Origin of the sequence: Candidatus Palauibacter soopunensis, assembly GCF_947581735.1 — a bacterium.
Taxonomy (GTDB): Bacteria; Gemmatimonadota; Gemmatimonadetes; order Palauibacterales; family Palauibacteraceae; genus Palauibacter; species Palauibacter soopunensis.
The window spans coordinates 1-16,284 of the sequence record NZ_CANPVT010000008.1 but is presented as its reverse complement, the minus strand read 5'-3'; the positions used below and the strand labels follow the sequence as shown (position 1 = coordinate 16,284).

General features: G+C 70.4%; 13 protein-coding genes. 4 read left to right on the top strand and 9 right to left on the bottom strand.

Annotation, left to right across the window (positions count from 1 at the left end; translation table 11 throughout):
• Positions 1-102: 102 nt before the first annotated feature.
• The 3 genes from RN901_RS04200 to RN901_RS04190 are packed head-to-tail and all read left to right on the top strand — an operon-like array spanning position 103 to position 2,785.
• Positions 103-1,254, top strand: a complete 1,152-nt coding sequence (locus RN901_RS04200; protein WP_310756273.1) for a hypothetical protein — start codon at positions 103-105, stop codon at positions 1,252-1,254.
• On the top strand, positions 1,255-2,355 hold the full coding sequence (locus RN901_RS04195; RefSeq protein WP_310756271.1) for a hypothetical protein: 1,101 nt from the start codon (positions 1,255-1,257) through the stop codon (positions 2,353-2,355).
• A 37-nt stretch (positions 2,356-2,392) separates the two neighbouring features.
• The gene (locus RN901_RS04190; protein ID WP_310756269.1) at positions 2,393-2,785 is read left to right on the top strand and encodes a co-chaperone GroES family protein; all 393 of its coding nucleotides are present in this window, start codon (positions 2,393-2,395) and stop codon (positions 2,783-2,785) included.
• 52 nt (positions 2,786-2,837) lie between these two features.
• Here RN901_RS04190 and RN901_RS04185 read toward each other — a convergent pair whose 3' ends face one another.
• Positions 2,838-3,380 (bottom strand): hypothetical protein, encoded by a 543-nt coding sequence (locus RN901_RS04185; protein WP_310756267.1) that lies wholly within the window; start codon positions 3,378-3,380, stop codon positions 2,838-2,840.
• 173 nt (positions 3,381-3,553) lie between these two features.
• On the opposite strand from RN901_RS04185, the gene typA reads away from it, so the two are divergent.
• Positions 3,554-5,419 (top strand): translational GTPase TypA, encoded by a 1,866-nt coding sequence (gene typA, locus RN901_RS04180; protein WP_310756265.1) that lies wholly within the window; start codon positions 3,554-3,556, stop codon positions 5,417-5,419.
• A 9-nt stretch (positions 5,420-5,428) separates the two neighbouring features.
• On the opposite strand, the gene RN901_RS04175 is transcribed toward typA, so the two are convergent.
• The 8 genes from RN901_RS04175 to RN901_RS04140 all read right to left on the bottom strand — a co-directional run bounded on the left by RN901_RS04175 (position 5,429) and on the right by RN901_RS04140 (position 15,918).
• A complete protein-coding gene (locus RN901_RS04175) occupies positions 5,429-7,297 on the bottom strand; it encodes a TRAP transporter fused permease subunit (protein WP_310756263.1) in 1,869 nt (622 codons plus the stop codon).
• A complete protein-coding gene (locus tag RN901_RS04170; protein WP_310756261.1) occupies positions 7,294-8,265 on the bottom strand; it encodes a TAXI family TRAP transporter solute-binding subunit in 972 nt (323 codons plus the stop codon). The genes RN901_RS04175 and RN901_RS04170 overlap by 4 nt, the downstream gene beginning before the upstream one ends.
• 34 nt (positions 8,266-8,299) lie before the next feature.
• Positions 8,300-9,733, bottom strand: a complete 1,434-nt coding sequence (locus tag RN901_RS04165) for a sodium:solute symporter family protein (RefSeq protein WP_310756258.1) — start codon at positions 9,731-9,733, stop codon at positions 8,300-8,302.
• A gap of 37 nt (positions 9,734-9,770) precedes the next feature.
• A complete protein-coding gene (locus RN901_RS04160; protein WP_310756256.1) occupies positions 9,771-10,883 on the bottom strand; it encodes a P1 family peptidase in 1,113 nt (370 codons plus the stop codon).
• Between the two features lie 24 nt (positions 10,884-10,907).
• On the bottom strand, positions 10,908-11,396 hold the full coding sequence (locus RN901_RS04155) for a hypothetical protein (protein WP_310756254.1): 489 nt from the start codon (positions 11,394-11,396) through the stop codon (positions 10,908-10,910).
• A 321-nt stretch (positions 11,397-11,717) separates the two neighbouring features.
• Positions 11,718-13,709 carry an acetoacetate--CoA ligase gene (locus RN901_RS04150; RefSeq protein ID WP_310756252.1) on the bottom strand — a complete coding sequence of 664 codons (1,992 nt, stop codon included), beginning with the start codon at positions 13,707-13,709 and terminating at the stop codon, positions 11,718-11,720.
• Positions 13,706-15,106: a cbb3-type cytochrome c oxidase subunit I gene (locus RN901_RS04145; RefSeq protein WP_310756250.1), complete on the bottom strand. Its 1,401-nt coding sequence runs from the start codon at positions 15,104-15,106 to the stop codon at positions 13,706-13,708. The genes RN901_RS04150 and RN901_RS04145 overlap by 4 nt, the downstream gene beginning before the upstream one ends.
• Entirely contained in the window at positions 15,103-15,918 is an 816-nt protein-coding gene (locus RN901_RS04140; RefSeq protein WP_310756248.1) for a c-type cytochrome, read from the bottom strand. The genes RN901_RS04145 and RN901_RS04140 overlap by 4 nt, the downstream gene beginning before the upstream one ends.
• Between the last annotated feature and the right edge of the window lie 366 nt (positions 15,919-16,284).

Sequence of the window (16,284 nt, the reverse complement as noted above, 5' to 3'; positions counted from 1 at the left end):
GAAGACTCCGGGCGGGGTATGGCGGCGGGTGTCACGGGGGGCGATGAAGCGGCGGCGGTCGCGGGTATCCCCAGGCAGACTCGTCCACGACATTGGAGGCGAATGTATACGACGTGCATCTTCTGCCACTCGGACCTCAAACGGAACGAGGCGATCGAGGAGTTTCCGGTCGGCCGCCGCCTGGCTTTCGACGGCGCCCGGGGGCGGCTCTGGGTCGTATGCCGGCGCTGCGAGCGCTGGAACCTCTCCCCGCTCGAAACGCGCTGGGAGGCGATCGAAGCCTGCGAGCGCGCGTTCGAGAGCACCCGGATGCGGGTCGCCTCGGACAACATCGGCCTCGCGAAGCTCAAGGAGGGGCTCGAACTCGTCCGCGTCGGCGACCCCGTCCGCCAGGAGTTCGCCGCGTGGCGCTACGGCGACCAGTTCGGACGGCGCCGCAAGCGGGCCATGCTCGTCACCGGGGCCGGGGCAGCCGCCGTCGGGGCCCTGTGGGCGGGCGGCTTCGTCTCGTTGGGCGGACTCTGGATCGGGACCAGGATGTCGCAGAGGTGGTACCGCAATCGCGTGATCCTGCGGACCCGGGATCCGCGTGGGCTTCCGGTCCGGGTCCAGCGGAAGCACCTGTACACATCCCATCTCGTGCCGGCCGACGACGGACGCGGCTGGGGGCTTCGCGTCGACTACGTTCCCGGCCATGCCGGAGGGGACAGGCGGAAGACGATGATCGTCCACGGACGCGAGGCGCTCGGGCTCGCCGGACAACTGATGGCGCAGGCCAACCGCCGCGGGGGCAAGAAGGACGAGATCCGCGGGGCCGTGCGCCGCATCGAGCGCGCCGGCCATCCGGAGGCGTTTCTTCCCGAGGCCGCGGAACTGGCCCAACGCGCTCTCCGGCGTTCCGGCTCCGTTGCCCGCGAGTCTCCCTCCTGGGGGGACGGCCGCAGGGCGGACTTGGCGGCCAGAGAGCTCGAAAAGCTCCGGAAGCCCCTGCCGGGCTCCCTCGCCGGCCTGAACCCGGGTCTGCGGCTGGCAATCGAGATGGCGACGCACGAGGAGACCGAGCGCGAGGCGCTCGAGGGGGAGCTGAAGGAACTCGAGGCGCGGTGGCGGGAGGCGGAGGAGATCGCCCGCATCGCCGACAACCTCTTCGTTCCGGACAGCGTCGAAGACTTCATCGAGGAGGAGCGCGCGCCTCCCGACGGCGACCCCGCGCGTCCCGGCTTCGACCCCGCAAACGCGACGAAGAACGCCTGAATGTACACGACCTGCATCTTCTGCCACGGCGACCTCGCCCGGAACGAGGCCATCGAGGAGTTCCCGGTCGGCCGCCGTCTCGCCTTCGACGGCGCCAAGGGACGGCTGTGGGTCGTATGCCGGCGCTGCGAGCGCTGGAACCTCTCTCCGTTGGAGACGCGCTGGGAGGCGATCGAAGCCTGCGAGCGCGCCTTCGAGACCACCCGCATGCGGGTCGCGTCCGACAACATCGGCCTCGCGAAGCTCAAGGAGGGCCTCGAACTCGTCCGCGTCGGCGATCCCGTCCGGCAGGAGTTCGCCGCCTGGCGCTACGGCGACCAGTTCGGCCGGCGCCGCAGGCGGGCCATGCTCGTGACCGGGGCCGTCGGGGCGGCGGCGGGCGCGGTGGTCGTCGGCGGCACGTTCGCCGGGTTCGCGATGGGCGGCGCCTTCCCGGGACTCTTCCAGGGGGCTCAGGCCTGGTACCGGGATCGCGTCCTTCTCCGTCTCCGCGATGAGCACGGCGACCGTATTCGCGTCCAGCGAAAACACCTCTACACCTCCCGTCTTGTGCCGAGCGCAGATGCCTCGGGATGGGACCTCCGCGTCGACCACATCCCGGGTTGGGGCAAGTGGGACCGGACGCCGAAGCGCAAGAACCGCCGACATACGATGATCGTGCATGGCAGTGAGGCGATCGGCTTGGCCGGACAGCTCATGGCCCACGCCAACCGGCGTGGGGGCGCACGAAAGGCGGTTCGTGACGCGGTCGGGAGGATCGAGGAGGCCGGACACCCGGAGGCGTTTCTCCCCGCGGCGGCTCGCAACGCCACGAGCGACTTCTCCGGTTCGGGCAAGGCGGATCTTCCCCCGAAGAAGATCGAGAATCTCATGAAGCCGCTTCCCGGAACGCTCGCGGGTCTCAAGGTGGACATGCGGCTCGCGATCGAGATGGCGACGCACGAGCAGGCGGAGCGAGAGGCGCTGGAGGGGGAACTGAAGGAACTGGAGGCGCGGTGGCGCGAGGCGGAGGAGATCGCCCGCATCGCCGACAACCTGCTCGTCCCCGAGAGCGTCGACAGCTTCATCACCAGCGAACGTTCCCGGATCGACGGCCGATGAACCTGTCCGGGGCCACCCCGCTTCCCTATCCTGCCGCATGAGCGAAAAGAAACTCATCGTCGTCGGCGACCGCGTGCTCATCGAGCCGCTGGAGGGCGAGGACCGCACGAACGTCGGCCTCTACGTCCCTCCCACGGCGATCGACAAGCAGGCCGTGCAGGCGGGGACGGTCGTGGCCGTCGGCCCCGGCACGCCGGTCGGTCCGCCCGCCGAACTCGGGGACGAACCCTGGAAGATCGGCGCCACCGAAGCCCGCTATCTTCCGATGCAGGCGCGACCGGGGGACTACGCCCTCTTCTTCCGGAAGGCCGCGGTGGAGATCACCTTCGAGGGCACCCAGTACCTCGTCGCACCGCAGGGCGCGATCCTCACCCTCGTCCGCGAGGAGGACGAGGACGCCTCCGACGGCTTCGATCCCTCGTTCCTCTAAAGGCAGCCGCCGGCCACGACCTGGCCGTCCGGCGGGCCGGCGCTCGGCGGGACTAGCGGTTGACGGGGCCGATCCGGTTGGGGCGCAGGGAATGGCAGTTCACCTCCCACGACGTTGCCCGGGCCTGAATCGGAGCGTTCCCCGTCAGGGATGCGGCGGCCGCCGGACCCCTTAGCCGCGCCACCGCCCGTCCGGTCATCTCCCCGCGAGCCCGGCGCAGCGCCACGGCGCCCCGCACCTCGGCACTCGACCACACGACCCACAGCGTGTCAGCGCGCGTGAACCAGCGCGTCTCCATGCCGGAGAGATCCCCATCGCCCCGGAGAGGGACGGCCTTGTAGGCGGTCATTTCCCTCCCGTACGCGTCGACGGAATCGGCGAACAGCATGAGCGACCGCACCACGGGCGGGTCGGCTTCGGGAGGCTCGCCGCCCTCATCCGCGAGCCAGGTATCGAACTGGAGGTGCCGGCAACCGAGAAAATCCCACATTCGGAGATCGGCAGGCTCGGGAGGAGGAGGCGGCGGCTCGACCTCCCGGAATCGGAACCAGATCGAGACCCAGACGAAGACGACCGACAGTCCGGCCACCGCCATCCATCGTTTTGTCCTCAGTTCGCACCTCCGGCCCTGCCAGAATCGCCGCGGCAACCTAGTGTCGCCCTTGCCGCCACGCACAGTTTTGTCGTCCGGCGCCGGCGACGGTAGAATGTCCCCGCGATTCCCCGCCGTTTCCCCCCAACCGCGAGTACGCGGAAGTCGAGGCCTGCGTGGCGTCCCCGCCCGGGAAGATCCGGAACATTGCGATCATCGCCCACGTCGATCACGGGAAGACGACGCTCGTCGACCACATGCTGCGGCAGGCGGGCGCCTTCCAGTCGCATGAGCGGGTCGAGGAACGCGTCATGGACTCGAACCCGCTGGAGCGCGAGCGCGGCATCACGATCCTGTCCAAGAACACGGCCGTGCGCTGGGGCGAGACGAGGATCAACATCGTCGACACGCCCGGCCACGCGGACTTCGGCGGTGAGGTCGAGCGCATCCTCCGGATGGTGGACGGCGTGCTCCTCCTCGTGGACGCGGCCGAGGGGCCGATGCCGCAGACGCGCTTCGTCACGCGGAAGGCCCTCGCGCTGGGGCTCGCGCCCGTGGTGGTGATCAACAAGGTGGACCGGCCCGACCAGCGCGCCGCCGAAGTGCACGACGATGTGCTGGAACTGTTTCTGGAGTTGGACGCCACCGAAGCCCAGCTCGACGCCCCGTTCCTCTACGCGAGCGCGCGCGAGGGCTGGGCATCGCCGGACAGCGAGGCGCGCGGCGGAGACCTGAAGCCGTTGTTCGAGACGATCGTCGAGGCGGTTTTCTCCCCCGCCGGCGACCCCGAGGGACCGTTCCAGATGCTGGCCTCCACGCTGGATCACTCAAGCTACGTGGGGCGGATCGCGATCGGCCGCATCGAGCGGGGCGTGGTGGCCGAGGGGGACGGGGTCGTGCTCCTTCCGCTCGGAGAGCCCGGGGCCGTGCCCGCGGACGAGGCGCTCCCGGCCCGGGTGCTCAAGATCTACGGCTTCGACGGGCTGAAGCGGGTCGAAACGCCCCGCGCGAGCGCCGGCGACATCGTGGCGCTGGCGGGACTCGAAGGCGTGGAGATCGGCCAGACGATCACGGACCCCGACCACCGGGAGCGCCTCCGGGGGATCGCCGTCGAACGGCCCACGCTCGCGGTGGACTTCCGGGTCAACGACGCCCCCTTCGCCGGACGGACGGGCAAGTACATCACCACCCGGCAACTGCGCCAGCGCCTCTTCCGGGAACTGGAGCGGAACGTCGCCCTTCGCGTGGAGCCGACGGAGTCGCCCGACACCTTCTCCGTCTCGGGCCGCGGGGAACTCCACCTCACGATCCTCATGGAGACGATGCGGCGGGAGGGGTACGAGTTCTCCGTCTCGCGCCCCCGCGTCATTCTGCGCGAGGGACCCGACGGCGAGATCCTCGAGCCGTACGAGGAGGCCGTGATCGAGGTCCCGTCCGGGATGGTCGGCGTGGTGATGGAGAAGATGGGGAGCCGGCGGGCCGAACTCCTTTCGATGCGGCCGACGGACCAGGGCCCGGTGCGCCTCGACTTCAAACTCCCGTCGCGCGGGCTGTTCGGGTACCGCTCCGAGTTCCTCACCGACACACGCGGCGAGGGCCAGTTGCACCACCGCTTCCTCGAATACGGCCCCCGGGCCGGACACCTCGAACACCGGCGCCGCGGGGTGCTCGTCGCGGACCGTCCGGGAACGTCGGTCTCATTCGCCCTCTTCAACCTGCAGGAGCGCGCCGAGATGCTGATCGGCCCGGGCGTCGAGGTCTACAGCGGGATGATCGTGGGCGAGCACGTCCGCTCCGGCGATCTCGAGGTCAACGTGTCGAAGGGCAAGAAGCTCACGAACATGCGCGCCGCCGCCGCGGACGAGAACGTGCGCCTCGAGCCGCCGCGCGAACTGACGCTCGAACTCGCCCTCGAGTTCATCAACGACGACGAGTTGATCGAGGTCACGCCCGACGCGATCCGCCTCCGCAAGCGCAGGCTCGACCCGATCGAGCGCAAGAAGGCGATGCGCCGCGCCGCCGCGGAGGCGAGAGGCGACTGACGCCCGCGGCTACGTAGTTCCTCGTGCCTGCCGGGCGTTCCGGGCGTGGAGGGCGAGGACCGCGGCTGCCAGCAGCACCCCCGAGATCCTGGCCGCGGCGTTCGGGACCAGGATGAGGGCGCCCGCGAGCGCGAACAGCGCGCGTTCGGCGACGCTACACGCGGCCACCGCGAAACCCTCGATCGCATATGCGACGGCCGACACCAGCGCCACCGTGCAGACGATGGCGAAGACGAAGTCCGTCACGGCGGTGCCCTCCACGAGGATCAGCGCCGAGTAGGCCATCATCGCGGGCACGATGAAGAAGCCGAGGGAGAGTTTCACGGCCTGGGTCGCCGTCCGCATGGGCGCCGAACCCGCCACCCCCGCCCCCGCGAAGGCGGCGAGCGCGATGGGCGGCGTCACATTCGACGTCTGCGAGAGCCAGAAGATGATCATGTGCGCGACGAGGAGGGAGAGCCCCAGCCCCTCGAGCGCCGGCGCGGCCATGACCGAGATCACGATGTAAGCCGCAGTCACCGGCAGTCCCATCCCGAGGACGAGCGCCGCGATGGCGATGAAGATGAGCGCGAGCCAGAGCAGCCCGCCAGCCGCCTGTACGACGGACTCGGTGAACTGGAGGCCGATCCCGGTCTGGCCGATCACGCCCACGACGATCCCGGCGGTCGCGCAGGCGAGCGAGATCGGCAGCGCCAGCACGGCGCCCGTCCGCAGCCCCTGGAGGATCGTGCGCCAGCCGACCCGCGTCCGCTTCCGCGCCATCCCCGTGACGACGACCGCGAGGCACCCCACCGCCCCCACGAGCGGCGGCGAGTAGTTGAGGAGGAGGAGCGCGACCACGAGCCCGAGCGGAAGCAGGAAGTGGACGCCCTCGCGCAGCGTGCGCCGCACCGGCGGCGGGTTCTTCATCCCCCGCAGCCCCAGTTTCAGGGCCATGAGGTGGACGAAGAGGAGCGTGCACCCGAAATAGAGGATCGCGGGCGCGATCGAGAGCGCCACGATCTCCCGGTACGGCGTGTTCGTGAAGTCCGCCATGATGAAAGCGCCGGCACCCATGATCGGCGGCATGATCTGGCCGCCCGTGGAGGCGGCCGCCTCGATCCCGCCCGCCTGTTCGGGACGGTAGCCGAGCTTCTTCATCATCGGGATCGTGAGCGCGCCCGTCGTCACCGTGTTCGCGATCGCCGAGCCGGAGATCGACCCCATCGCCGCGGAGGCGATGACGCTCGCCTTGGCCGGCCCGCCCCGGAACCGGCCCGCGGCGGCGAAGGCGAGATCGATGAAGAAGCGCCCCGCGCCCGTCACCTCGAGGAACGCGCCGAAGAGGACGAAGATGAACACGGTCCCCGCCGCGATCCCGAGCGGCGTCCCGAACAGGCCCGCCCCCGTGAAGATCTGGAAGCGGAGGATGCGCTCGAGGGTGAAGCCCCGATTCGCGATGACGTCCGGCAGCAGATCCCCGAACCCCGCGTAGAGGAGGAAGACGAGACCCACGGCGACCATCACCCAGCCCACGGCGCGGCGCGTCGCCTCGAAGAGGAGGATGACGAACACCAGGCCCGCGACCAGGTCGTGCGTCGTGAGCCCGTACAGGATGTGGTCGACCCCGCGATAGTCGAAGCCCACGATGACCCACCCGCAGTAGAGGGCGACGAGCGCCAGGGCGGCGTCGAGCCACAGGCTCCAGCGGGGCGCGGGCCCCTCGCCCGTCCACGAGGGCTTGGCGAGGAAGGTGAGGACGACGACCCAGGCGAGGTGGATCGGCCGTCCGAGCGTGGCCGAGAGCGTGCCGGTCGTGCTCTGCCAGAGCTGGAAGAGGGAGAGCCCCACCGCGAGGGCGAAGAGGATGCGCCGCCACGGCGGCCGCGCGGTCGTCAACGCTCCGCGGGTTCCAGAACTTCGTCGAAGTAGCGCCGGGCGCCGGCGTGGAGCGGGAAGTCGCCCACGTCGCGCGCCGAGGGCGGCGTGATGAAGCTCGCCACTCCGGAGATGTTCTCGAGATCCTCGCGGCGCTCGAGCATCGTGCGCGTGAGGTCGTAGGCGAGTCCCGCCTCCATCGCGCGATGGACGACGATCAGGTTCCAGAGCGTCGGCGTGAGCACCGGCTGGTCGACGCCCCGGTAGACCCCGGGCGGCACGCGGAAGCCGCTGTAGGCGGGCTCGGACCGGATGATCGTCGCGATCTCATCCTCCGAGAAGGGGACGAGGACCATGTCCCGGGAGACGCCGATCTCGACCACGGCGGGCATCCCCAGGCCGCCCGCGATGAATCCGGCGTCCAGCGTCCCGTCCTTGAGCCCGTTCGACATCTGCGCGTAGTTGAGCTGCCGGACGGTGAAGTCGGACTCCCCAATCCCCATCGCCTCGAGCACGTTCCAGGCGGTGACCGCGTTCCCCGAGCCCGGCGGGCCGACGGACACGCGGCGCCCGCGGAGGTCCTGCACGGATTCGATCCCCGTGCTCCGGATCGTCACGAGGTGCACGACGTTGGGATAGAGCTTTCCGAGAGAGGCGAGCGGCATGGGCTCCGGGAAGCGCCCGCGACCGGCCAGCGCCGCGGCGAGGGCGTCCGCCTGCGTGAAGCCGACCTCGCTCTCCCCCTTGGCGACCTGGATGAGGTTCGTCACGGAACCGGCGGTCGTCTCCGCCTTCATGTTCACGCCGTCGACGTGCCGCGACCAGATGGAGGCGAGGCCGCCCCCGAGCGGATAGTAGAGGCCGTTCGTGTTGCCCGTGGCGATGGAGAGCGTCCGCTGCCCCTCGCCCCCGCAACCCACGGCGCTGGCGGCCGCTGCGATGCAGATCAGGGCTGGGCGTACGGCTCTGTTGAAGGCCCCTTCCGGCATGGTCGGCCCCTTCCGTCGTCAAGTGGCCGGGAGGTTAGCCCTGCTCTCGCTCGATATCCAGCGTGCGACGGGCGTCACCTCGGCGCGCGCGGACCAGGGCGACGAGGGCGAAGGCGGCGGCGGAGACGATGAGGCCGATGAGGGTGCGGTCGAGCAGGGCCGGCGCGTCGGCGGGGGCGAAGATGTGCACGGCGCCCAGCGCGGCGAGGCCGGCGCCGATGGCGGCCAGCGCTTCGGGCACGCCGGCGCGCCGCGAGTGCAGGCCGGCGGCCACGGGCACGAACAGGCTCACGCTCAGGATCGAGTAGAAGATCGTGAGCGAGGCGATCACGCTTTCGAGCCAGAGTGCGAGCAGCACGCCCAGCGTCCCCCCGGCGATGGCGGCGCCCCGCGCCACCCGCAGCACCTGCCGGCTCGTCGCCTCGGGTCTCAGGAATCCCTTGTAGAGGTCCTTCGAGAGGGAGGTCGAGAGCATGAACAGCCCGGCGTCGGCCGAACTCACCTCGGCGGAGAACACCGCGGCGAGGCCGAGGAGCCCCAGCGCGGGCGGCAGCGCGGTGGCGAGGAGCATGGGCAGCGCCTGCTCGCGGCTCGCGAGCGCGGGGTCGTAGACGCGGGCGATCATGCCGAGCACCGTCGGCGCGAAGGCGAACAGCACGAGCCCGACGCCGGCGGCGAGGAGTCCGATCCGGATCGCCCGGGGACCCGTCGCGCCGTAGACCTTCTGCACGAGCCCCGGGGAGATGATGAAGGCGGGCGCCAGGAGGGCGATGTAGACCCAGCCGGACCCCCCGCCCTGCCACAGATTCAGGTAGTCCGGCGACGTGCGCGCGGCGGTGGCCTCGATCGCGGCCCAGCCGCCGATGTCGGACAGCGCCCACGGGATCGCGACCGCGAACCCGGCGAGCAGCACGACGAGCTGGACCAGGTTCACCCAGGCCGACGCCACGAGGCCGCCGGCGCTGAAGTAGACGATGACGACGATCCCGCCCAGGAGCGCGCCGATCCAGCGGGGGGTTCCGGCGACGACCGAGACGATCTCGGCCATGGCGATGAGCTGCCCGGACACGATGGTGAGGGTGGCGAACCAGAGCAGGACGGCGATCAGCAGCCGCACGGAGCGGCCGTACCGCAGGTCCAGGTAGTCCCCCATCGTGAGAAGCCCGTGGCGCGCGGCCACCTTCCAGATACGCGGCCCGACCCAGAGGGCGAGCAGGATCGTCCCGATGCCGGCCGAGCCGACCCACCACCACGCGCTCAGCCCGTCCCGGTAGCCGAGCCCCGCCGCGCCCACCGTCGTGCCCGCCCCGAGGTTGGCGGCCAGCACGGTGGCGAAGAGCAGCACCGGCCCGAGCTTGCGGTCCGCCACGAAGAAGCTCCCCGCCGCGGCGACTCGGCGCCCGATCCACGCCCCCAGCGCAACGAGCCCCGCAGCATACGCGAGAAGGACCCAGAGGCCGGTAGTCACGGGGTCGCCGGCGACGCGCTCACCAGGCCGCGTTCAATCAGTTGCCGGTGTCCGTCAGGTCGGACACGGAGGGGAGGCCGGTGAGGCCGGTGGCGGTGCGGACGGCGCGCAGGATCGCTTCGGCGACCATGTCGGCGGCGAGCGCGCCGATCCGCGCCACGCCTGCGTCGTCCGTGTGCGTGCCGGTGGCAAGGCCGAACAGGGTGTCGCCGTCGCTCGGAGTGTGCGCCGGGTAGATGGCCCGGGCGAGCCCGTCGTGCGCCATCTGGGCGACCTTCGTGATCTCGGCTTTCGAGAGGCGCGCGTTCGTCGCCACGACGCCGATAGTCGTGTTCTCGACGGAAGCGTCGTCCGGCACGTCGCCCGGCGGCCGCGCCTCGCCCTCCCGGATCAGCGCGCGGGCGTCCGCGAAACCCGTCCCGTCCTCGGTGCGGACGCCGGCCACGACCTCGCCCGTGGCCGGATCGATCACGTCTCCGACCGCATTGACCGCCACGACCGCGGCCACCGTGAGACCGTCCTCGAGGGTGATCGAGGCGGTGCCGATCCCGCCCTTCATCGCGCGGCCCCGGCCGCGGAGCTTCCCTACCGTCGCCCCGGCCCCCGCGCCGACGCTGCCCTCGGCCGGGGGATCCGCGCTCGCCGCACGGGCGGCCTCGTAACCGCATTCCGGCCCCGGCCGAACGGACCCGCCGCCGATGCCGAGATCGAACAGGATCGCCGCCGCGACGATCGGGACGACATGGTCCCCCGCCCGATACCCGATCCCGCGCTCCTCGAGATAGCGGACCACGCCCGACGCCGCGTCGAGCCCGAACGCGCTCCCGCCCGAGAGCACGATGGCGTGGGCTTCCTGCACGCTGTTCACCGGATCGAGGAGGGCGATCTCCCGCGTCCCCGGCGCCCCGCCCCGCACGTCGACGCCCGCCACGGCGCCGCCCTCGGCGAGGACGACCGTACAGCCCGTGGGCCGCTCCTCCAGCGTGAAGTGCCCCAGCGCGAGACCCTCGATCGCCGTGATCCCACCCCCCGCCGAATCCGCTGTCTCCTGCGCCACACACCCTCCCGCCGCGAGAAACCCGCCCAGCACGCCGGCCGCCACGAGCGCGACGCCCCGCGCAGAGCGCGGCCCCGGAAGCTCCGGTCTCATCCGCACCGCCATCGGACGGCCATGCTATCCGGCGAACTCGTACACGAGGCTCTCCCCGGGTAGACCCTCGACTCGCAGCACGACCGTGCCGGGTCCGGGTCCGTAGAACTGCTGGTAGCGCGTTCTGACCAGGTCGAGGTCGAAGACGCGAGTGTCGGTCACCCAGCGCTCGCACGGATCGCCGTTCGCCTCATGGACGAGTTCCGCGGCAAGCTGCACCGGGTCCGACTCCATGAACGATTCCGAGATCACCACCGTGAAGATGTGCCTCCGGAAACCGCCCGCGTACGAGACTTCGACGGTCAACCCGTGTCCGTCCACCGAGGCCGAGTTCGCGACGTAATGATCGTCCCCCCAGTCGCCGCTCCCCGCCAGAACCACGTTGTTCTCCGGCACATCCGGCCCCAGCCCCGACTCGCCGCACCCCGGCACGACAAGGAGTCCGAGCAGTAGCGGAACCGAGACCCTCCCCCGAACAGAAAAAGCCGAGAAACCCGCAGTCGACAGTGTCATGTGAGCAATGTAGCACCGCCCCCCCGGCGGCGGATCGGCCACGGCCGGTAATTCCCTACTCGCCGGCGGAGCGGGGCAGAACACAAGTGCTTGCAAGCATGATCAGCCAGGACCAACTTCTTCGTGTCGACAACCTGCTTCGAGGAGTGGAACCCCCGCCGACGAGACGAGACCTTCGGAAGTCTTCGAGAGGTACTTCGGGACCGAGTACGGGGTCGAGTTGCCTGAGCCTTCTCGCTACGGATACAAGCCGGTCGTGTTCGAGGACGAGTGCGGCGGTGAAGCTTCAGGCAGCCCTTCGGCAGCCCGTGGCCGCAGCCGTTAAGCGCGGAGTTCGGGGCGGTTGCGGTAGTCTTCGAGGGCCTCGGGGTTGGCGAGGGCCTCGACGTTCTTCACGGACTCTCCCAGTACGACGGCGCGCACGGCGAGTTCCGAGATCTTGGCGCTCTTCGTGCGCGGGATGTCCGCCACCTGCAGTATCCGCGCCGGGACGTGGCGGGGCGAGGCGTTCTCCCGGATCTCCCCCCGGATCCGCGACTCCAGGTCCTCGTCCAGGCTCCGGCCCTCCGCGAGCCGCACGAAGAGGACGACGCGCGTGTCGTTCTCCCACGGCTGCCCGATGACGATGGATTCCAGCACCTCCGGCATCCGGTCCACCAGCCGGTAGATCTCCGCCGTCCCGATCCGCACGCCGCCCGCGTTCAGCGTCGCGTCGGAGCGGCCGTAGATCACCGCGCCGCCGTGTTCCGTCCACTCCATCCAGTCGCCGTGCCGCCAGACGTTGGGATACATGTCGAAGTACGCCGCGTGGAAGCGGCTCCCGTCGTCGTCTCCCCAGAACCCCGTCGGCACCGACGGGAAGGGCGACTTGCAGACGAGTTCCCCCTTCCCCGCCGGCATCGACCGCCCCTCCTCATCCCACACATCCACGTCCATGCCCAGCGACGGCGCCTGGATCTCGCCCCTCCACACAGGGAGGAGCGGGTGCCCGACCACGAACCCCGCGCACAGGTCCGTCCCGCCCGAAATCGAGGCGAGGTGGACGTCGGGCTTCACGTCCCGGTACACGTAGTCGAACCCCTCCGGGACGAGGGGAGAACCCGTGGAGAGCATCGTCCGCACCGAGGAGAGATCGTGCGTCTCCCGCGGCCGGAGCCCCTCCTTCCCGAGCGCGTCGATGAACTTCGCGGACACGCCGAGCTGCGTCATGCGCACTTCGTCCGCGTAGTCGAACAGGACGTGCGGCCCGGGGTGGAAGGGCGAGCCGTCGTACAGGACCGCCGTCGCCTCGCTCGCGAGCGTCGACGAAAGCCAGTTCCACATCATCCACCCGCAGGTCGTGTAGTAGAAGGCGCGGTCGCCCGGCCGGATGTCCGCGTGCAGCCGGTGCTCCTTCAGGTGAGTGAGGAGGATGCCGCCCGCCCCGTGCACGATGCACTTCGGGACGCCGGTCGTACCGGAGGAGAAGAGGATGTAGAGGGGATGGTCGAACGGGAGCCGCCGGAACTCGATCTCCCGCGGGCTCCACGGGTCGATGAAGTCGTCGAACAGGACGCCGCCCGGGATCGCCGAGACGTCGGGATCCGGCTCGGTGTGGGGGACGATGATGACGCGCTCCACGGAGGGGAGGCGCCGCACGATCTCCGGCAGGCGGTCGAGGCTCGAGTACCGCTTCCCTTGCCAGAAGTAGCCGTCGGCCGCGAGGAGGACGCGCGGTTCGATCTGCCCGAAGCGGTCGAGCACGCCCTGCACGCCGAAATCGGGCGAGGCGGTGGAGATCGTGGCCCCGAGGCTCGCCGAGGCGAGCATGTAGACGATGGACTCCGGCATGTTGGGCACGTAGCCGGCCACGCGGTCGCCCGGCTCGATCCCGAGCGCGTCCAGGGCCCGGGCGAGGCGCGACGTCTTGTCGTACAGCTCAGCCCAGGAGAGGTCGCGGCGGACGCGGTCCTCGGCCCGGAAGAGGAGGGCCGGGCCGTCGTCCCGGCGCCGCAGCAGGTTCTCCGCGTAGTTCAGCCGCGCGTCCGGATACCAGCGCGCCCCCGGCAGGCGGTCGAAGTCGACGACCACGCGCTCGCCCCGCTCGCCGATGACGCCGCAGAAGTCCCACACCGCGTTCCAGAACGCCTCGGGCTCGCGGATCGACCAGCGCCACAGCGCCTCCGGAGAGTCGGTCGCCGCCCCGCACGTCTCGTTCGCGTAGCGCGTGAAGCGCGCCATGTTCGTCGTCGCGGCGAAGTCGGGATCCGGCGCCCATAGCGGCCCGCTCGCGCCCGTCACGCCCGGCTGACTCCTCGCCCGCGACGCCGTCATGCCCGTTCCTCCGACACCCGCCAGTACCGGAAGGCGGTCGGCATGAGCTGCCAGAGGAGCCACGCGAAGAAGACCAGCGACAGCGTGCCGAAGACCGCGAACCCGATCCCGCTCCAGGCCGACACCCAGTCCGGCGGCACGTAGGTCTCGCCGGGCGCGTGCACCGCCCGCGTCACGCCGACGGCCGTCCCCACGACGTGCAGCCAGAGCACGAGCGCCGCCACCGAGACGTTCAGCCCGATGAGACTCCAGCGCATGGCCGGCGTGTGGAGCGTGTCCCAGGCGTCCTCCCCCTCGCGGGCCTGGAAGTGCTCGCTGAGGATCCAGATCGCCGCCCCCAGCAGGATCATCGTGTCGATGCCGATCATCGCCCCCATCGCGTGTCCCGTGACGACGTACGTCCCGTGAATCACCGCGTTCAGCGGCGGAATCGAGATGAGGATCGCGCCGAACAGGATCCCGCACGTCCACCACTTCGCCGCCGCGAACGAGCCGCGGGCCGCGCAGAACGCCGTGTCGCTCGGCGTCCGCAGCGCCCGCCACAGGTCGAACATGGCCCGCGCGAGCACGATGATCTCCATCATGCTCACGACGAAGGCGATCCACTTCACCGACTCCCGCCCCGGCAGATGATAGGTGTGGTGCGCGAAGTTCGTGAACGAGTTGAGCAGCCCCACCGCGAACAGCATGTAGGCGGTCGTCGAGCGCCCGTAGGAGGGATCCCCCGAGATCCGCTCGCCCAGGTAGATCACCGAGCCGTAGACGAAGAGGTTGAAGCTGCCGACGAGGGTGCCCGTCGCCTTCCACTGGATCCGCATGTCCTGCACCGGATCCCCGAAGATCCCCGGGATCAGCCACATGTGCTGTTCCACGAAGGTGACGATGAAGAAGAGCATCCCCACGCCCCACATCGTCACGTAGACGGGCCGCTCCCAGAACCGCTTCCCGGCGAGGCGGAAGAAGTTCCACGCGTAGCAGATCCAGCCCGCGAGGATGAGGAGGGAGAAGAAGGGGTGGAAGCCGACGTATTCGCGGCCCGATCCGATCCCGAGGCCGAGCGTGAGGAGGATCCCGAGGCCGGCGGCCGCCCAGGTCAGGACCTGGATGCGGAGGCGCCAGCGGTCGCCCATCGTGGGCGGACCCTCGTCCTGGAGGAAGCGGTACACGACGGCGACGCCGCCGAGGAAGACCCACGCGGAGGCGAAGACCGTGTGGATCGGCCGCAGTTGGCGCAGGTCGAGGCCGATCTGCTGGAACCACGGGGCGAGCGACGGCACCGAGTAGAACGCCGCGAGGATGCCGCCCACGAGCGTGATCGCGATCGCGATGAGCCCGCCGCGGAGGAACGTCAGCACGGCGAACTGGTGCGCCGGGTGGCCGGCCCCGAAGGGCTTCACGGGTACTCCCACCACGGCAGCGCGCCCCAGTCGAGGCGTCGGCCCGCCGCGAGCGCCTCCGTCGCTGCCTCCAGTTGCTCGCGGTTGGCCGCCAGGAACTCGAGGAACGCGGTGAGCGCGGCCCGGTCGGCGTCGTCGAGCGGCGGCACGGGCGGCGGCATGCCCAGCAGGGGACGGCCCTCCGCGAGCACCCGGTCGAGCGAGTCGGGCGCGAGCGACCCGGCGACGAGCGACAGGTCGGGCGCCCCGACGGGCGAGTCGCGGAACGGGAAGTGGCACGCGCTGCACGGCCGGATGCGGTAGGCCTCGAACCCGGCGGCGACTGCGGCCAGATCCTGATCCGGCCCGCCGGCCGATCCCGCGCCACCGGGCGTCCCGGCCCCGAGCGCCGCCTCGACCGCGCGCTCGAACGCCGCCTGCGCCCCGGCGCCCTCCCCCGGCGTCCCCATCCGCAGCTCGCCGCGGCCGATCTCCGGCCGATCCATCTCCCGCAGGAAGGCCGCCATCGCCGCCGACTCCCCGTCGCTGAACCCGAGCGGCGGCATCTGCCCGCTCCCCACCGTCAACAACGAAACGAGCCGGGTCGAATCAACCCGGCTCGCGGCGTTCGTCAGATCCGGCCCGAGGAATCCCCCCTGACCGTAGAACTGGTGACAGGTTTGACAGGCATGCGCCTGCCAGAGCGCACGCCCCTCGCGCGCCGCCTCCGACAGCGGCTCGCTGCGCACGTCCGAATACACCAGCCCCGTCTGGACTCCGAAGGAGAGCACCAGCACGGCCAACAGCAGCTTTTTCCGGGCCGGTGTGAACATGGGAGGCGTTCGAGGGGGTTGAAGTTTGCGTTGTCTCGGGCCCGTGGATGATCTTTGTTGAGGGCGAGGGTCGTCAAGCACGCGCGCGGCACAGCCCCTCGCCATGGGAGCATGCTCGGCAACCCATTCAAACGGAGGGCACGATGCTGCTCAAGATCGAAGAAGGAGGCCGAATCACGCTCCCGGCTGAAGTACTGGAATCGCTCGGCGCCCAGCCCCATGACCCGGTACTACGCGATTGACACGTCCGTGCTGGTGCGCCAACTGACGGCCACCGTCCCCCGCGGCCGGCTGCTCTGAATAAGCGCCTCCCGACGTTCCCGCGGGGCTGTATTCCACAGAACGCTCGTGTCTTCCAGTCGAGTC